The sequence below is a fragment of the Zavarzinella formosa DSM 19928 genome, from assembly GCF_000255705.1.
GTDB classification, from domain to species: Bacteria; Planctomycetota; Planctomycetia; order Gemmatales; family Gemmataceae; genus Zavarzinella; species Zavarzinella formosa.
This window is the reverse complement of sequence record NZ_JH636455.1, coordinates 49,205-67,057: the sequence shown is the minus strand read 5'-3', so window position 1 is coordinate 67,057 and position 17,853 is coordinate 49,205. Positions and strand designations below refer to the sequence as shown.

At 57.5% G+C, this 17,853-nt stretch carries 17 protein-coding genes, 1 tRNA gene and 1 pseudogene; 4 read left to right on the top strand and 15 right to left on the bottom strand.

Annotation, left to right across the window (positions count from 1 at the left end; translation table 11 throughout):
• Positions 1-401: 401 nt before the first annotated feature.
• From BGIM_RS64420 to BGIM_RS0146205, 3 genes are read left to right on the top strand one after another with little or no spacing between them, the layout of a single operon-like run.
• A complete protein-coding gene (locus BGIM_RS64420) occupies positions 402-746 on the top strand; it encodes a hypothetical protein (RefSeq protein ID WP_157369974.1) in 345 nt (114 codons plus the stop codon).
• On the top strand, positions 743-1,678 hold the full coding sequence (locus BGIM_RS0146210; protein WP_020476355.1) for a DnaB-like helicase C-terminal domain-containing protein: 936 nt from the start codon (positions 743-745) through the stop codon (positions 1,676-1,678). The genes BGIM_RS64420 and BGIM_RS0146210 overlap by 4 nt, the downstream gene beginning before the upstream one ends.
• 58 nt (positions 1,679-1,736) lie before the next feature.
• Positions 1,737-2,003 (top strand): hypothetical protein, encoded by a 267-nt coding sequence (locus BGIM_RS0146205; RefSeq protein WP_157369973.1) that lies wholly within the window; start codon positions 1,737-1,739, stop codon positions 2,001-2,003.
• 352 nt (positions 2,004-2,355) lie between these two features.
• Here the strand turns inward: BGIM_RS0146205 and BGIM_RS67705 are convergent, their stop codons facing one another.
• Positions 2,356-2,958, bottom strand: a complete 603-nt coding sequence (locus BGIM_RS67705) for a hypothetical protein (protein WP_238537851.1) — start codon at positions 2,956-2,958, stop codon at positions 2,356-2,358.
• On the opposite strand from BGIM_RS67705, the pseudogene BGIM_RS68580 reads away from it, so the two are divergent.
• A pseudogene (locus BGIM_RS68580) lies at positions 2,899-3,744 on the top strand (tyrosine-type recombinase/integrase); the annotation flags it as partial. The gene BGIM_RS67705 and the pseudogene BGIM_RS68580 sit on opposite strands and share 60 nt — an antisense overlap.
• A 301-nt stretch (positions 3,745-4,045) precedes the next feature.
• Here the strand turns inward: BGIM_RS68580 and BGIM_RS0146190 are convergent.
• From BGIM_RS0146190 to hisC, 14 genes are all read right to left on the bottom strand, one after another.
• Positions 4,046-4,119 (bottom strand) — tRNA-Pro (locus BGIM_RS0146190).
• Between the two features lie 610 nt (positions 4,120-4,729).
• On the bottom strand, positions 4,730-5,704 hold the full coding sequence (gene fmt, locus BGIM_RS0146175) for a methionyl-tRNA formyltransferase (RefSeq protein ID WP_029632117.1): 975 nt from the start codon (positions 5,702-5,704) through the stop codon (positions 4,730-4,732).
• Between the two features lie 163 nt (positions 5,705-5,867).
• Entirely contained in the window at positions 5,868-7,208 is a 1,341-nt protein-coding gene (gene hslU / locus BGIM_RS0146170; RefSeq protein ID WP_029632115.1) for an ATP-dependent protease ATPase subunit HslU, read from the bottom strand.
• A gap of 96 nt (positions 7,209-7,304) precedes the next feature.
• Complete coding sequence (locus BGIM_RS0146165) at positions 7,305-8,147, bottom strand: hypothetical protein (protein ID WP_020476348.1); 843 nt, start codon at positions 8,145-8,147, stop codon at positions 7,305-7,307.
• Positions 8,148-8,151: 4 nt separating this feature from the next.
• Positions 8,152-8,712, bottom strand: a complete 561-nt coding sequence (locus BGIM_RS59605) for a Uma2 family endonuclease (protein WP_020476347.1) — start codon at positions 8,710-8,712, stop codon at positions 8,152-8,154.
• Between the two features lie 304 nt (positions 8,713-9,016).
• Complete coding sequence (locus BGIM_RS0146155) at positions 9,017-9,364, bottom strand: hypothetical protein (protein ID WP_020476346.1); 348 nt, start codon at positions 9,362-9,364, stop codon at positions 9,017-9,019.
• Positions 9,365-9,589: 225 nt separating this feature from the next.
• Entirely contained in the window at positions 9,590-10,414 is an 825-nt protein-coding gene (locus tag BGIM_RS59600) for an SMI1/KNR4 family protein (protein ID WP_157369972.1), read from the bottom strand.
• 163 nt (positions 10,415-10,577) lie between these two features.
• Positions 10,578-12,017 (bottom strand): DUF1552 domain-containing protein, encoded by a 1,440-nt coding sequence (locus tag BGIM_RS0146140; RefSeq protein ID WP_020476343.1) that lies wholly within the window; start codon positions 12,015-12,017, stop codon positions 10,578-10,580.
• Between the two features lie 8 nt (positions 12,018-12,025).
• A complete protein-coding gene (locus BGIM_RS0146135; protein WP_020476342.1) occupies positions 12,026-12,907 on the bottom strand; it encodes a leucine-rich repeat domain-containing protein in 882 nt (293 codons plus the stop codon).
• The gene (locus BGIM_RS56305; protein ID WP_020476341.1) at positions 12,907-14,784 is read right to left on the bottom strand and encodes a DUF1592 domain-containing protein; all 1,878 of its coding nucleotides are present in this window, start codon (positions 14,782-14,784) and stop codon (positions 12,907-12,909) included. The genes BGIM_RS0146135 and BGIM_RS56305 overlap by 1 nt, the downstream gene beginning before the upstream one ends.
• A 75-nt stretch (positions 14,785-14,859) precedes the next feature.
• Positions 14,860-15,540 (bottom strand): sugar phosphate isomerase/epimerase family protein, encoded by a 681-nt coding sequence (locus BGIM_RS0146125; RefSeq protein ID WP_020476340.1) that lies wholly within the window; start codon positions 15,538-15,540, stop codon positions 14,860-14,862.
• 425 nt (positions 15,541-15,965) lie between these two features.
• Positions 15,966-16,172, bottom strand: coding sequence for a hypothetical protein (locus BGIM_RS0146115; RefSeq protein WP_020476338.1), 207 nt, complete (start codon positions 16,170-16,172; stop codon positions 15,966-15,968).
• A gap of 44 nt (positions 16,173-16,216) precedes the next feature.
• Positions 16,217-16,804 carry an imidazoleglycerol-phosphate dehydratase HisB gene (hisB, locus tag BGIM_RS0146110; RefSeq protein WP_020476337.1) on the bottom strand — a complete coding sequence of 196 codons (588 nt, stop codon included), beginning with the start codon at positions 16,802-16,804 and terminating at the stop codon, positions 16,217-16,219.
• Positions 16,805-16,818: 14 nt separating this feature from the next.
• Complete coding sequence (gene hisC / locus BGIM_RS0146105) at positions 16,819-17,853, bottom strand: histidinol-phosphate transaminase (RefSeq protein ID WP_020476336.1); 1,035 nt, start codon at positions 17,851-17,853, stop codon at positions 16,819-16,821.

Below are 17,853 nucleotides of genomic sequence, written 5' to 3'. Positions count from 1 at the left end.
TCATCATCCAACCCGTTTGTCGGTAGATTTTTTCAACGCTGATACCCTATGTCGCCGTGCAACCGTTTCGGCTTCCCAACTCGCGGCATCCGAAGACAGGACTGTTCAAACGCCGGTTAACTTCTGAGCAACTGGCGAGACTGACCGCTCGCCAAGTTCGGGAACTGGCGACACGTCCGCAAGCGTTCACACCAAAGCGTCCAAGCGTCGTTCCCGAACGACTGGCGTTCGACTGGAGATGGGCTGACAGCGAAGGAGAGCGAACTCATCGCACGAATTTGGCAATCGTCACGCCGCCAATTGTGAGGGCAATTCGACATTTGGCAAGGCCGGATGACGATTTGGCCAGATACTTCGGATTCGACTTTCCGATTGATCTTCCGTTGATGGAGGATCGTGTGATGGCGAAACTCAAGCGAGTTGGTGCGAACAGGGAGCAAATCGCATTCATGCTTACGGAAACCGCCACAAAGAAAGGCATCAGGCCGGACGACGTGCCGCTGATCGTTGGCCGAACGGATCGACGCATGCCGAAGTTCCTTTTGGATGCGCTGATGTTCGGTGTCGAAACCGGGGAGCGTCATACGACCTTGTTCCGGTCATCCGCTTCGCTTGCAGAATCCTACTTGCCCGACGAAGTAATTGCGACCTTACTTTCTTGGCGATGGCTGGAATCAGGCTTAACCCCTGCCGTTGTGGCCCGACAAATCGAAAGCGGCATCCGGCACGGAAGGAGGATGCCATGATCCGCAACGGAGCGCATGTCTTAAAGGAAGTCTTACATGACATCCGTAAGGGACAGAAGCCCGAACGCTATCGGCTCTCCGCTCCGTTCTCGCATGTGCCGTTGGGACCGGGGATGATGAACGTCTTCGCCGGTCCAACGGGCGTCGGGAAAACTGCGTTGGTCATGCAACTGGTGTCCGATGTGCTGGCGAACAATTCTGGAGTTTCGGCTTTCGTGGCGAACGTAGAAATGGACCCGAAGCAACTGACCCGGCGAATGATGGCCAGTGCGTCGGGCATCGCGGGAACGAAGATCGACGGCAACGACCTCACGAAAGCGGAGAAGGCAACGCTGATGCAAGCGGCCAAAGGCTTGCAACCCGTGGCTTCACGAATCACGTTTTGGGATGGCGAATTTTCGTTGAGTGCGATGGTCGGGGACATCGAAGCAACGGACCCGAAGATTCTGGTGATCGACTATGTTCAACGACTCACCGTGGGAACAGACGAAACGAAGGGGGATGAGGAACGGACCCGATTGAACGACCTGATGAACAAACTCCGTGAATTTGCAAAACGCGGGGTGTGCGTCATCATCCTTGCGGCCGTGTCTCGGCAGAAAGGAAGTCGGGGCAGCAATTACGAAGGACTTGGATTAGCTTCGATGCGGGGTTCGTCGGAACTGGAGTATGCGACGGACAACGTGTTCATCATGGAGGCGCGCAAAGAAGGCACGAACATCATCGACCTGAAACATGAGAAGAACCGAAGCGGGCCGCTGAAGACAGTGGCCCTGAAATTCCACGGCGAGACATACGGTTTCGTTTCGGCTGACATCCTGACAAGTGGAATGGGCAAGGCCGGTTCCACGACGGGCAAGCCAATTGGTTCAAAATCCGTTAGGGCGAAGAAAGGATTGGTGACGAATGGCCAAGCCCCAAATCCGAAATGATGACCGGGGAACCGAAGGATGGCGGTTTTTCTCTCTGAACTCGTTCGTGGATGTTCACATGAGAACCCTTGCCCGTATCCCGGCCTTGGTGTTCATCGTTTTGTGGCGTGACTCAAAACTGACGAAGGGAAAGGCCAAGAACCCTGAATATGTTGCCACGACCTCCCGCACATCGTTGGCAAACCGGATCGGATGCTCAGAGTCGGGAGTGACCAAGGCCGTGAAGCTTCTTAAGTCGTTGGGATTGCTTCGGGTTATCCGCAACGGACGACCGGGGTTGATCGCACAGTACCAAGTGCGCTATGTTAAGCCGGAAGAGGGGTAACTCTGGAGTACCCTCTACCCACAAGGGTACACGGGCCAGTCGTGAACCGCTTGCCCGTGTGTTTCTAGTTTTGAGTCTTCCCCTTCGTTCTGCTTTGACGAGGAACCGGGAACATCGTCATTAAGGCAAAAGCGATGGAGGGAACAGGTGGCCGATGAACGATGGTCGGGTTTGAGTGGATTTGTGGCAGAACTCCACATGAAGACTGACCATCAAGAACCGGCGTTTGATGATTGGGACAAGACGTATTGCCGCAAGGGCAGACTTATTCAATGGTTCGCCATCCAATGACCCTTCAGAACGTCCATATGGGGGTCTTGGCCGAAAATGAATTTTCATGGTTACCGCATGGTCAGGTTGACGCGAAAATTTTTCCCAAATTCGGGAATAATACAAAAACAATAATTAATATATTGATTCGTTGATGCGATAATCCCCGCTTATTGGGCATCGTGTCACGGTCTTCAATTGAATGCGAAAGCAACTCATGGCATCCATCTTCAAGAAGCAAACGACCCGTCCAGTGCCTTCCGGCCTTGAAATTTTCAACAAAGACGGCGGGACGTTCGCAAGGATCAAAAAGGGAACGAAGGGGAAGACCAAGATCGTTCCTGTGACGACAGGAGAAGACGGTTCCCCGCGCATCGTCACCGAGTCGGCGACATGGTACGCGAAGTTTCGGGACGCGGCTGGAGTTGTCCGAGTCGTGGCGACGGGATGCCGAGACAAGCAAGCTGCCGAACACAAGTTGCGGGAACTGACCAACCAAGCCGAACGTGTGAAGGTGGGCATCATCCGGCCCGAAGAATTTGAACAAGCCCGATTTGCTGATTCTCCGTTGGAACCGTTCATCGCCGAATACGAATCCCATTTGATCGCGGACGAAGTTTCCACCATGTACCGAAAGAATGTCTTGGGCGGACTTCGGCGTGTGGTTGCTGATTGCAAATTTCAATGGCTCAAAGACCTGAACGCGAACCCCATCGTGAACTGGCTGGCCGATCAAGTCCGTGCGGGAATGAGTGCCCGCGCCCGGAATCACTATCGAGACAGTCTAATCGTTTTCGGCAACTGGTGCGTCGATCACAAGAAATGTCTTGCAGTCAATCCTTTCACCCGATTACCCAAAGCGGATCGGAAGGCCGACCCGCGAAGACCAAGCAGGGCGTTGACAGACGACGAACTTCAGCGGCTTTTGAAGGTGGCTTGTGAACGACCGTTGAATGAAGCACTGACCATTCGCCGGGGGAAGCGAAGGGGAGAACTCGGGGCAAAGATCGGCGACGACGCAAGGGAACGTCTGACCGCCGAAGGCCGGGAACGGGCGTTGATCTACAAGACACTCGTTCTAACCGGGCTTCGTAAGAACGAACTGGCTTCGCTCACCGTGGGTCAGTTTCACCACGAAACCGGAAAATCGTTCATCACCCTGAAACCAAAGGATGAGAAAAACGGACAGGGAAGCCGAATTGAACTAATGGACGGGTTGGCTGATGAACTACGGGAGCATTGCAAGGGACAACCGGCTTCAACCCGGCTTCTGAACGTCCCCACGGGATTGCTTCGCATACTTGACCGAGACTTGAAAGCCGCCGGAATTCCGAAAGTTGACGACCGTGGGCTATGCGTCCATGTCCACGCCATGCGGAAGACAACTTGCACCATGTTGAACAAAGCGGGGGTTCCGGCCCGTGTCGCACAAAAGATCATGCGACACTCGGACATAAAACTGACCATGACCGTCTACACGGATGAAGGTCAGTTGGACGTTCGTAACGCCTTGGATCAGATGCCAGCCGTCAACATCCCGGAATTGGGGACAAGAACCAAGATCGTAAGCCAAACCCAAACAGATGCTAGACCAAATTTGGTTGCTCCAACGGTTGCACCAACTGCATTCAACTCGGGTCAAAACGAGTCATCATCTGTCATCGGCGAACGAATGTTGGTGTTTGAAAATCTCAAGGAGCGAATTGACGGAAGTGCTTCGCCAGTAAACAAAAATACCCCGCTGACATCGTGTGACATCAGCGGGGCACAGATCGAGCTGACAGGATTTGAACCTGCGACCTCTTGGTCCCGAACCAAGCGCTCTACCAAGCTGAGCTACAGCTCGCTCAATCGTGGGGGTATCTTAATGGGATCGCCCCGAAAGTCAACGGCACCTTTCCGTGCTTGTTCCATTCGGACAAGATCGGGGAGAAAAGGTTCGCTTTCCGAAGGCTTGTCATCAGTCATGACGGGGGAATTTTCATTCGGCCCGGCCGGTCGTTTCAACAGGCGCGGGGTTTCTGGCGCCCTTGGAAGCGACCCCAAAAGGCCAGGATTTGCCCAAAATCATGAGGGAGACATGCGTTTTTCCGGGGGTTTTTGAAAAATAGTGTTCAGTTGGCCCACTGATTTTGACCACTTTTGGGGTGTGCAACTGTTCAAAAATGCTCGCCGGAGGGGTGTTTTTCACTTTTTCGGGCCACTTTTGGGTCGGATTTTGACCGGCTTGAAAATCGGCAAAACCGAAGGGCTGTAACCTCATGGCTTACGGGAAGATTTTGCTCCGTTGGCGGCCGACGAGTAGCGATGAATTTCGGCGGCTGGCAAGCGAACGATTTGGGATGGACTGGCCGCCCGAGGAAAAATCCCGCGAGTGATTGCGGTCGACGAAATGCCTCTCTTCGCCGAATGACAGAGGCCCTCAGTGAAATTGACAACCAACCCCGGCCGACCGCTCAGGCGTGTGATTCCTCGGGGCCGACGCGGTCGTCTTCTCCGCAGGGATGGCCCCGCAGAAACTCCTTGCTCGGCATCCGTTTTTTGCCCGCCGGTTGCAATTGGACGATCTGAACGGCCGTGTTTTCTCCGGCACGGATGACCAGCATCCCTGCTTCGTCAACGAACATTGATCCGGTCATCCCCGAAGAAGTTGGGGTGATTTCGCTGGCGCGGGTAATCATCAATCGAATTGCGGGTTTGCCGACGCGGTGCAAGAAAGTGTAGGCCGTGGGCCAGGGTTGCATGGCCCGGATTTGCCGGACGACGCGCCCGGCCGGTTTCGACCAGTCGATCAAGCCATCTTCTTTCTTTAACTTCGGGGCCTTGGTCACCAGCGCTTTGTCCTGCTTCTCGCCGGTGACCGGGCCTTGTTTCATCCGGGCGATGGTTTCGACGGCCAGTTGCGCGCCGAGCGGGGCGAGTCTGGCTTCCAGTTCCCCGGCGGTGTCCTCGTTGACTGGCAGGCTTCCCTTCGCCAGCATGTCCCCGGCGTCCAAGCCGGCCGAGATGCGGATGATGGTCACTCCCGCCTCGGTTTCCCCGTTGAGAATCGCGGCGGCCACCGGGGCGGCGCCGCGATATCTCGGCAACAGCGACCCGTGGACGTTGATGGCCCCCGCCGTCGGCACGCCCAACACTTCCGTGGAAAGGATTTGCCCATAAGCGGCCACCACCAGCAAATCGGGGGACAATCCCCGCAACATCGCCACCCCCTCGGGCGTGTTGACGCTCTCCGGCTGGAACACCGGAATGTTTCGCTCCCCGGCGATCTCCTTCATGCCGCGACCAACCTGCCGGGTACTGCCCCGCTTGGTCCCGGTGTCCCGGTCGGGCTGGGTGAACACGCCGACCACCTCATCCGGCCCGGCCAGCAGGGCGTCCAGCGTCGGTTCGGCGAATGTCCCGGTCCCCATCATCACTAAACGCATCATGCCTCCGGCTTTGCAGATTGAAGAGAAGAGTTTCACGCAAAGTTCGCCAAGAAGCCAAGTTCGCCAAGAGTCATTGAAATGAGGCTTAATCTGCCTTTTTGGTTCATTGGCTCTTGGCGAACTTGGCTTCTTGGCGAACTTTGCGTGAAACTCTTCTCTTGTTTCAAAGAATATAACGGCTCAAGTCTTCCTTCTTCAAAATCCCATCTAGCTTCGACCGGACATATTCGCTGTCAATCGTCACCTGCTTTTTCGGGAGATCCGGGCCTTCAAAGCTCACTTCTTCAATGACTCGTTCAAGGATCGTGTGCAACCGGCGGGCGCCGATGTTTTGGGTGGTGCGGTTCACCTCGAAGGCGATGTCGGCCAGGGCATCGATACCCGATGAACTGAAATCCACCGTCAGCCCCTCGGTGGCGAGCAGTTCGGTGTATTGCTTCGTCAGGGAGTGTTTCGGCTCCGTGAGGATGCGCAAGAAATCCTCCTTGGTGAGATCGGTCAGTTCTACGCGAATGGGGAAACGCCCCTGAAGCTCAGGCATCAGGTCGCTGGGCTTGGAGGTGTGAAACGCCCCGGCGGCGATGAACAGGATGTGGTCGGTCTTCACGGCCCCGTATTTGGTGTTCACATTTGTCCCCTCCACCACGGGGAGTAAATCCCGCTGGACGCCGGAACGGGAGATGTCCGGGCCGTTGGCCGATTGCGGGCCGCACACTTTGTCGATCTCGTCGATGAAGATCATGCCCTGATTCTCGACCAATTCAATCGCCTGCTCGTTGACGGCCGCCCGGTCGATCAGGGCCTCCGTTTCCTGCTCCAAGAGCATCTTTCGGGCCTCGGCCACCGTGATTTGCCGGGGGGCATTGTTCTTCGGCATGAACTTGTCGAACATGTTCTGGAGATCGACATCCATTGCCTCCATGCCCATGTTGGAAAACACCTGCACCGGAACATGTTTTTGCTCGACGGTGAGTTCCACCTGCTTGTCTTCCAGTTCCCCGGCCAGCAGCATCGTCCGAAACTTCTCGCGGGTCTTTTTCCGGCGTTCTGCTTCTTCGGCCTCCCCTTCGTCCGGGGGCATCCATCCCTTCGACGGCAGCAGCAAATCCAACAGCCGCTCGTTCACTCGTTCGCGGGCTTTTTCCTCCACCTCTTTGCGCTGGCGAACCTTGACCAACCCCACGGCCGCTTCCGTCAGGTCGCGGATCATGCTTTCCACATCCCGGCCGACGTAGCCAACCTCGGTGTATTTGGTTGCCTCGACCTTGATGAACGGGGCGCCGACGAGTTGGGCCAAACGCCGGGCGATTTCGGTTTTGCCGACGCCGGTCGGCCCGATCATGATGATGTTCTTCGGAGTGACATCCTTGCGAAGATCGGCCGGGAGTTGCTGCCGCCGCCAGCGATTGCGAATCGCCACGGCCACGGCCCGTTTGGCGGCCGCCTGCCCGACGATATATTTGTCCAGTTCCGCGACGGTCTCGCGTGGTGTCAGATCCATGATGCGTTCACGTGTTGAAGGTTCCAGAGAGGAAATGTAGGACTTCAGGGGCTTGGGATTCAACGGGGGAGCCTTTGTCTGAGGGGAGTTAATTCCCTCTTAACCAGACGTGTCCTTCGTGCTTTCTCGCACCCCGGCCGAATGTGTCTTCCAATCCGCGATGCCGACGACATGTCGAAAGTAGTGATGCCGGTCATCGGCCTCCGGGCAGGGGGCGAGGCGCCATTCCCATTCCTGGCCGCCGCTGGGCGGGGGAACGTCGAAAAACAAGTCTCGTGATTCCACCAGTTTGTTCATCAGGGTGTACTTCAAACGCCGGACATCCGTGATGAGGGTGACGACGCCGGGAAGTTGCCGCAGGTATTCCATGTGGGCGGTCAGCAAATGCCGCACGTAGGCCAGAATCTTTTCCTGCGAATGGACATGTTGATGCTGGAGATACGTCATCGGCATGCAGGGCAACTGCGAGAGAAGATTCACGGAGGCGGTGAAATCCACCTCCGGATCGTCCAGAAAAAGCGTCGGCAATGCGACGGGCAACGGCTCGTCGCGATCCCAAGCCACGCGATAAGCGTTGGCCACGGTGTTGGTGATGTCAAACGTCACCCGGCGAAGATTCGGATAGCGCCGGGTTTCCCAACGGCTGGCGAACGGGTGATAGATGTCCGCCAGAATGACCTCGCGGAACTGCCGGCAAAGATCGTCCAGCGGGATATCGTGCATCAGCCCCGCCCCGAGGATGACGGCCTTGCGGTGCTGCGTCGCCCGGTCCATCCCCTGCCGGATGATTTCCTGACAGTGTTCCACATGGCTCGCCCATTGCAGCCGCACCCGGAGATAGCGCCGACGAATGCCGGAAATCTCCCGCACATATCCCATCGCCTTGGTGGAGGCATGCGGGAAAGTGGTCAGATGGTCGATGACGGGCTTGAGAAACGACATGGAATTATCGGAACAGATCGGCAACGGCCACGCGGAAGCCGGGCAGGACAGGTTCGGCGGTCAATTCTTGATCAGCATTCACAAACGTCGGCCGCTGATCGGGCCGATAAATTCGCACGGTTTCATCGGTTGGATCGATCAGCCAAACGATGGAAACTCCGGCCGCCAGATATTCGGCCAATTTGTCATGGATGTTTTCTTGGGTGTCGCTTGGGGAGAGAATCTCGACGATCAGCGGCGGCACGCCATGAATGATCGTCGAAGTTTCCGGCTGGGCGGCAAGCAGGTCATGCGGAACGTAAACAACATCGACGCCAACCAACACATCTGACGACAGGCGAATGCCGGCTTCTCCCGTCAGGACGACTCCACGAGGTCGCGGTTGGGAATCTAGCCACAAGCCAAGCCGGAAGGTGATTTTGGCCGTGACTTCCGAATGGAAGCGGTTGCGGATCGTCATGCCTTCCTCCCGGATAAACCCGTGAATCAATGACCGTCGAACGCCGTCCTCGGGGAGTTTCAGAAACTCCTCGACGGTCATTCGCTCTCGGGTGGTCGCCACCATTCGGGGAATCCTCGGGTCGGGTTGGCCGATCAACTTGAATGTACCAAACAAACGGTTAAGGCACAACGGAACGAGCCTTGAGAAGCCTCGCCGTCTGGCAAATGTTTTTGACGGCGCCATATCCCGCGTTTGTCGGCGGTGGCTGATGGCATCCATCAATGCGGTTTGAGGCAAACAGAAGGGGAAAAGCGGGCTTGGAAGATTCGCCGCACCCGTGAACGAGCGGCCTTCGGTGTTCCGCACGGACGCTGGTTCCACGCGGCGATTCTTTGCGGACATGCGGTCGCCGCGATCACACACAAGGTCACTTGTTCATCTTGACCGTCACCTTGAGGACATTCACATCTTTGTCGCACTTCACCTGAACGGAGGCATCCTTCGCCTTTTCGATGAGATACATGCCTTCCTTGCCGGTGACCTCCTTGGTGCCGTCCTTGGTCGTGACGACGAATTCCACGGTCGGGGTGATGCTGAGTTCCCGGTCAACCACGCCATTGGCCAGTTTCTGGTTGATAATCAACACGCCCTTTTCAGGATCGACCGATTTGATTGTCCCCTTGACCATCTGATTCTTCTGGGTCTTGTCAGCGGCCACCCCCGTGCCGGCGACAAGCACAAGACCAAACACGGCCGACACAATGAATCGAAACATGAGATTACCCCGCAAGCGAGGAAGAAATGGGCGAGACAACAATTAAACCCCGAGATCGCCGGGAGTTTCGATTAATCGTTAATTCGGGAAATGAGCATTTGAAAGGACGGCATAAGCAAGTTCGGCCCGCTCTTCCACGGACAATTGGCCGACTTCGGAAAGGGCACGTGATACGGCATCTGTCATTGGATTTACCTTTCCTTCAATGCTGGTCTGCATCCTCTGTCATGAATCCGTCAGATAGTCGCGCAACGGGCGAACAATGACTTGTGATTGAGCCAAAGCATCGATCACCCTCGCCCGAACTCCGTCAGTGGCACTGAGAATGTAACTGCGTTCTGGAAGTTCCGGAAAACGAGGGGCGTTTCCCGGCAAAAGATCTTTCAGTTTGGTGTAATTGGCATCACTCGGGCGAACAAATCCCCGTGGCACGGTGTTCGGGCTAATCCAGATCCATTCCGGCTGAGTTCCAGTTCCCAAGCGTGCCCGGTACGTTGGATAGCCATTCCACACAGATTCGGGCGGTTCAAAGTCGATCACGAGAATTGAAGATAAATTGAAAATCACCGTTTCGATATCAGAGACGGCCTCCAAAACATATTCGCTATCAACGGTAATTCGGAGCATGACAAGGTATTCAGCAAACGAACGGGCAATCTCGGTTTGTCGATCAAGTTCGATGTCCGCGAACGTAATCGACGGAGTATCCGAATTTTGTCGGTAATCAAGACAAAGATGCCAATGTCCGTCTCCGTCAAACGGAACAAGTCCTTGGAGCGGAAAACTGACATGTTCTTGGCAATCATCCCAATCGAAACCTGTCAATGAGGGAAAGTGGTTGCCAATGCCTGCTATGGAGTTATGTGGTGATTCGGGAAGTGAAAAGCGAATGTAGCCACCATTTTGTTTCTTCAGCAAGTTCAAGTATTCGACGGGCAGTTTGCGCCCGATCTGTTTCTCTGCGGAAGCGATGGCTTTGGTAGTCAAAGGTTCTTGAAGATATGGCAAATAGGCAGGGACTCGCCAAATCGTATTTGCATTGGCTCCCAAGAGCAAACTCCTTCTAAGACTTGCGGCAACACACCCGAGCCGTCAACCGCCCGCGAGATGTTATCCTGTTTGTCAAAGACGAGGAGAATCCGGCCTCAAAGGCCAGATTCTGGAAAATGACATTCGATATTCTGGCAACACTTGCCCGTATCAATCGCCAACTTCACGAACTCAACCCCGGTAACCGCCCGTCGTAGCCCCGCTTCGCCGAGGTGTGGCTTTCTCCGAATGTCGTTGCCTTGGAGCCCATGCGGTTGAGCATTTCCAAGTAGAGGTTCGACACCGGGGTTTGGGCTTTGTAGGCCAGGTGGCGGCCGGTCTTCAGGGTGCCGCCGGCTTTGCCGACGAGGAGGGCGGGGTAGTCGTTGGTGCCGTGGCCGCCGTCGGCCATGTAGGAGGTATAAAGGAGGAGCGTGTTGTCGAGGAGGTTGGTGCCCCCTTCGTCGATGGCCTTAAGTTTGGCCGCGAACTCGGCGAAGAGTTTCGTGTACCATGTGTGAATTTGGCGGCAGGCTTCGCGGGCGATCGGGTCCGCGTCCTCGGGGCGGTAGGAATTGCCCTGATGCTCCAACGTGTGGCAATGGCGTTCGTAGCCGACGGTGATAACGCCGGGGAACATGGCCTCGTCGCTGCCGCAGGCGAAGGTGGCGACGCGGGTGGTGTCCGTTTGATAGGCGAGGACCATCAGATCGAACATCAGCCGGATGTATTGCTCGTGGGCCTCCGGGTCGCGGTAGACCGGATTGGTGATTTGCCAGATCGGCACGTTCGCGGCCGGCAAACCGGCGGGGAGGCTGATCTTCGACGGGCCGGGGTTCAGGGCGTCCATCGCCTCCTGTCGTTGCCGGTGCTCGACGAAGTCGATCCGCTTTTCGATGGCCCGGACGGATTCAAGATATTCATCCAGCCGATGCCGATCCCCTTGGCCGAGATCGCGGCGCAGGTCGTTGGCCTCATCGCGGACCAAGTCGGCCACGCTTCGTTCGATGTTCGGCTTCTTCGGCCCGCCGACCGTCGCCGGGGTTTCGCTTCGCGTCTTCCAGTTCGGGACCACCGGGGCGCGGCCGCGAAACATGCGGTCGAAGACGAGGCGCGGGTTGGCCTCGAACGGCATCGGCGAATCGGCCGAGCGGAAGGAGTATTTGTTTTCGTGCCCCGCCAGCCCGATTTCGAGCGAGGGAATCAGGGTTTGTTCGCCGACAATCTGGGCGGCCGCCTGATCGATGGAGACGCTGGAAACCAGTTTGCCGTTCACCTTGCGGACGAAGTCGCAGCCGGTGAGGTGCATCAACGCGCAGTTTTCGTGGCCGTTCAGGTTTTCGGATCGACCGTTGTGCGACAGGCCCGAAACCACCAACAGGTCTTCCCGCATGGATTCGAGCGGCCGCAGGATCGACGGCAATTTCCCGAGCGTGCCGACTTCCTTCGGCTTCCACGATTCCAGCACCGTCCCGCCCGTGACCGTGACAACCCCCAACCGCATGGGGGCTTTCCCCGCCGGGGCGGGGACGGCCAGTTGCTCCAAGAACGGCAAGGCGGCAACGGCTCCGACCCCTCGAAGGAACGCCCGGCGGGTGAGCGGATGACGTGCGGTGTCGTGCATGTGAAAACTCACTTCTTGACGGCCCGTTTCATTTGGGCCAGTTGCTCGGGTTTCGGGGGCTTTACGGTGATTGTCGTCTTCGGGAGGGCGGCCCGCAACTGTTTCAGGTCGCTTTCGGACACTTCCACTTCTTCCAGCGTCAACTTGGACAGTTTCGGCATCGCGGCGACAGCCTGCAAACTGCCGTCCCATGTCAGGATGGTTTCGTTGTAAATCAGTTCCTCGACGGTGGACAAACCGGCGATGGTTTTCAATCCGGCGTCGCCGAGCCGCATCGAAAATTGCGGGCCGACATGCACGCTTTTGAGATGCGGGAACTTCTTCAACAGTTCCATGTCCGCGTCGGAAACCCGTGTGTGGTAGAAGGTGATCTTCTCCAGTTGCGGAACTTTCGTGAGGGCTTCCAGTCCTTCCCGGCCGATGGTGGAACCGGAGAAGTTGAACTCCCGCAGGCTCTCGCATCCGGCCAGATGGGCAAAGCCGGTTCCGGTGAGTTTGACGCCGTGCCAGCCGAGATGCCAGAACGTGAGGGATTTTAACGCCTTCAGTTTGCCGAGTTCCTTGAAGCCGTCTTCCGTCAGTTTCGATCCGTTGGCAGCGAGTTTTTCGAGTTTCGAGAGTTTCGACAACTCGCCGGCCTGGGCATCGGTCATCAGGCATTTGCCATAGAACGTCAGCGACTTCAACCCGGCATAAGAGCCGACTTTTTGGAAGTCCGCATCCGTCAACGGTTCGGAATCTTTGAACGTGATCTCGGTGATTGTTCCCTTGTCCACGCGGACATTGTTGCCCGCTTTCTTCAACGCTTCCGCGTCGGCGGTTTCATCCGCACAGGCGGGAGCGATGAACGCGGAGAGACAGAGCAAGGCGGCCGGCCATCGAAGATTCATCACTTAGCCTCATCATTCGAGCCGAGATTCCGGCGGTGCAGCATGGGGTAACTTTGGGCGATGTCGATCACCAGCCGGGAGAACTTGTAACCGTTCTTCTCCATGTCGGCCGAGATCGACTTGATGAGAGGCTCATCGGAGGGGATCAACTCCCGGCCGAGGGCGTAAGCCAGCATTTTGCCGGTCATGTTTTCGACAAACATCCCCTTGCGACTCATCAATATTTTCTTTAACTCGGCCGGGCCTTTGAACTGTTCCCCGCTCGGCAATTTGCCGGAAGAATCCACATCTGGGGAGGCGGGGCGCCAGCGGCCGATGGCATCGAAGTTTTCCAGGCCAAACCCCAGCGGATCAATCTTCGCATGGCAATTCGCGCACACCGCCCGCGAGGCATGTTGGGCCAATTGTTCGCGGAAGTTCTTGGGATTCTTTCCCTTGTTCTTCGATTCGTCAATCGTCCCCGCATCCGGCGGCGGGGGTGGCGGCGGCGTGCCCAACAGCACGTCGAGGATGTATTTACCGCGAAGCGTCGGGCTGGTGCGGGAGGTGTGCGAAGTCATGGCGAGGATGGAACCCATGCCGAGCAGGCCGCCCCGGTTGGGATCGGTCAGCGCCACTTTGGTGAATTCTTGGGTGGTCACGCCGCTGATGTCGTAATGCTTGGCGAGGTCGGCGTTCACGAAGACATAGTCGGCGTCAATCAACTCCAACACACTGCGGTCGCCGGTGCGGAGATGATCGAAGAAGGCGGTCGCCTCCCCGGCCATTGCCTGCCGGAGTTTTCCATTGAACGTGGGGAAGAACTCCGTCGATGGCCGGGCTTCCGGCAACTTGCGGAGCCGCAGCCATTGGGAGGCAAACTCTTCCGTCAGGGCTTTCGCCTTCGGATCGGCCAGCATCCGGCGAACTTGTGCCTCCAAGACGGCCGGCTTGGACAATTCCCCGGCGGCGGCTAGTTTCGCCAGTTCATCATCCGGCATGCTCGACCAGAGGAAATACGACAGCCGCACGGCCAGTTCGGGATCGCTGATTCGATAAACGGCGCCCGCCCCGGCTGGTTTTTCCCGTTCGATGCGAAGCAGGAAGTTCGGCGACACCAGCATGGCTTTCAACACCGGCCTCATGGCTGCTTCAACGGTGGCCCCCCCCGCTTTCGTTTCTTGGAAGAGGGCCATGTAGCGGTCGGTTTCTTTCGCGGTCATCGGGCGACGATAGACCCGCTCGCCGAATCGTTGGATGGCTTCGCGGGGGTCTTTGGGCGCCAGAATCTTGTCCCGCAACATGTCCGGCTCGAATTTGCCGTTCTTCTTTTTGGGCGGGAGGTATAGCTTGTCCAACACCATCTCGGCGGCGGCGAAGTATTTCTCCATCAGGCTCGCCGGGATGTTCAATGCCTCGGCCAGATTGTCAAAGGCTTCGCCGACGGTTTCGTCCGGCATGCCGACGGCCCCGGCCACGTCGAGATCGACGCCGGTCAGGTCACGGATGGTGCGGTTGTATTCCCCGCGATTGAGCCGGCGAATCACCGGCCGGCCCGGATCGGGGCGTTCCCGGTCGGCCTTGTCGGCGGCATCAAGCGTGCTTTTCACCCACGCAGCCGCCTTCGCCAGCGTCTCCTTGGGGACAGGCTTTTCCCCTTCGGGAGGCATCTCGCCCTTCTCGATTTGGGCAATCGCATTTCGCCAGAGTTTGCGATTCTTCAAGACGACGGAGGAACTCTCCAGCGGGCCAAGCCTGACGCCCCCTTTGGAGGCGGTCGGCCCGTGGCATTTGACGCAATGATCGGCGACAACCGCCTGTAACGCCGCGAAATCGGCGAGGGCGAACGAAGAGGTGATGAACACCAACGAGGTCGAGTAGAAGAAGCGAGAGAGCATGACCCCATGATACACGAAAGCCCGCCCGCGTAAATCGAAAGAGAAGGCGGTTTGCCCTCCCTTTCCGAATCGACATCAGACCATGCTTTCCAGCAAATACTTCAGTTTCCGCACCTCGGCATCCACCGGGTAATCCACGCCGGGGCCGTCTCGCATGTCCACGCACAGGGCACGGTGGTAGTTCTGCCGTTCCAGCCCGGTGATGATCTTGGCGTATTCCAACTGGCCCTGCCCGATCTTCACTTGCATCTGGCTCGGCGCGGAATCCCGCAACCGGACGTGCCGGACAAACGGGAACAGCAAGTCATAATCCAGTTCGGACGGCTGGCCCACGAGATAATGGCTCGGGTCCAGCGTCAAACCGAGATCCGGCACCTGACGGCACAGTTCGGCCGCCGCCTTCGGATCGGCGGTCACGGCCTGGCAATGCGTTTCGACCGTCAGCATCACGCCTTCGCCCTTGGCGATGCGGGTAAACTGGGCCAGTCGTTTGGCCTCGGCCGCGAGATCGCTGCCGATGGCGGCCGCCGGGATGTTGACCAGCGGGCAGGCGACAAGTCGGCCCAACCGACAGACGGCCTTGAGGGTTTCGTGGAACGCCTCGTCGGTGGCGTCCGTCTCAACGTGGAAAGCCGCGTAGGACAGGTTGGCTTTTTTCAGGATCGCGGCCACTCGGGTCACGTCCGCTTTCACATCCGAAGGCTTCAGATGGTTGCCCGCCTCATGCAGGGCCAAATCCACTTTTTGAAAACGCATTTCCCCGATGGCATGAAGAGCCTGCGGGAGCGGAAAACGACTGAAACACAAGGAAGAGCAGGCAACGTACACGGGTAATCCCCCTACGCAAAGCATCCGACCCGGACTGGTGACGAACAATTCCCGACCGCGATATCCCCCCGCGACCGGACGGGGTTGATAACCGGATGGCGAAAAAAACGCAATAGCCAAGGAGCCGATTTTTGAACGAAGCGATGTCACAATGAGTGGAGCGGAGATGTGGCGAAGACGGCGCCGGAAAAGACTTCTCGCAAAGTTCGCAAAGATAGCAAAGCTCGCAAAGAGTCGATGAAAAAAATGGATGACTTCGCGGCCGGAAGGATCATCAATTCATTTCGTTGACTCTTTGCGAGCTTTGCTATCTTTGCGAACTTTGCGAGAAGTCTTCTCTGATGCTGCCAAGTTCACTCGGTCGGCTTGGAGATGTCCTTCAGGAGCTGACGGGCATGTTTGTAGGCGGTCTTGAGCAACGTCGCACGCACTTCTATTTGTCCATCGGACAGAAACTTGCCCAGTTCGGTCTTGGGCAGCCCGGCCAGTTCAATGGTAAGAGGCAAGACGGACATGAAATCCTTCATCTTCATCTGCTGGAGTTCGGCATCAGTGGCCATGATCGGTCTCCCCGGAAACAACGATGGGTTGGAAACACCGCCGATTATAACACGCCCTTTGTCGAGGGAACACCAGAACCCCGCGGATCATGCTCCGTCGCCGCCCGCAAGGCTCGGGCGATGGCCTTGAAACTGGCTTCGATGATGTGGTGGGTGTTCTTGCCATGATGGATAATCACGTGCAGGTTGAACACCCCGGCCGACGACACCGCCCGCCAGAATTCCTCGGCCAGACTGGAGTGAAAGATGCCAAGCGTTTCGTTGGGGATATCGCCGACCCACACCAGAAACGGCCGCCCGCTGAGATCGACGGCCGCCGTCACCAGCGTCTCATCCATCGGCACCGTGGCGCTGCCATAGCGCCGGATGCCCGCCTTATCCCCCAAGGCTTGGCCGAGACATTTGCCGATGCAGATGCCGACATCTTCCACCGTGTGGTGGGCGTCCACGTGCAAATCTCCCTGACATTTGACGGTCAGGTCAAAGAGGCCATGCTTGGCCAGATGCGTCAGCATGTGATCGAAGAAGCCGACGCCGGTGGCGAGTTCGTGCTTGCCGGTGCCGTCGAGGTTTAGGGCCAACTCGATGTTGGTTTCCTTGGTTTCCCGGCGAATGGTCGCTTGGCGTGGCATGTCGTCCTCGGATATCAAAGAATGGCCCGAAGCGTCTCCAGCAATCGATCAGCTTCGGCATCCGTTCCCACGGAGATCCGCAGTCCGTCGCCGTATCCGGCGTAGTTCATGTACCGGATGAGGATCTTGCGTTCCTTGAGGGCTTCATAGATCGGCTTCGCCGGGCGGTCACTTCGGCGCGCCCACAGGAAGTTCGCTTGGCTCGGGGTAACCGCGAAACCCAACCCGGCGAGGGCAGTCGCCATGCGGGTCCGGGTGGCGAGAATCTTGGTCCGGCATTCGGCGAGGTAGGCCTGATCCTGAATTGCGCCGGTCGCGGCGGCGAGACTTAGCACGTCGCAGTTGTAAGAGTCTTTGACCTTTAACAGTTCATGAATGACGGCCGGGTCGGCGATGGCGATGCCGAAGCGAATCCCCGCGAGAGCGTAGGACTTGCTGAACGTTCGGGTAACGATGACGTTCTTCGAGGCGAGACGGAGTCCGTTCTCTTCGGCGAAATCGGCATACGCCTCGTCCAGCACCAGCGTGCCGACTTCCTCAGCGAGTCGTTTCACGCGATCAAGAGGGATGCACGTTCCGGACGGGGAATTGGGATTGGGAAGAAACGTCAGGTCGGCATCTTTCACCGGCCACGGGTCGGGCAATTGCCAGTCCGAAGTGAACGGGACGGTGCGGAATCTGGCTCCCTGAATCTTGGCCAGACTTTCGTAGAGGATGTAACTTGGCGTCGGCGAGACGATCAGGCCCCCCTCGGGAACATAGGTCCGGGTGAGGATGGTCAGGATGTCGTCCGAGCCGTTGCCGATCAGAATGGAGTCGGGATCGACCCCCAACACCCGGCCGGCGGCTTGCCGAAAGGTGTTCCCCATCGGTTCGGGGTATTTGCGAAGACGATCCCCGGTGAGATGTTCGCGAATGGCCTCGAACACCCGCGGACTCGGCGGGTACGGGCTTTCGTTGGTGTTGAGCTTTAGATATTCGCCATCGCGGGGCTGTTCGCCGGGGACATACCCCGCCATGCCCCGGATGGTGTCTCGAATCCCCGGCAT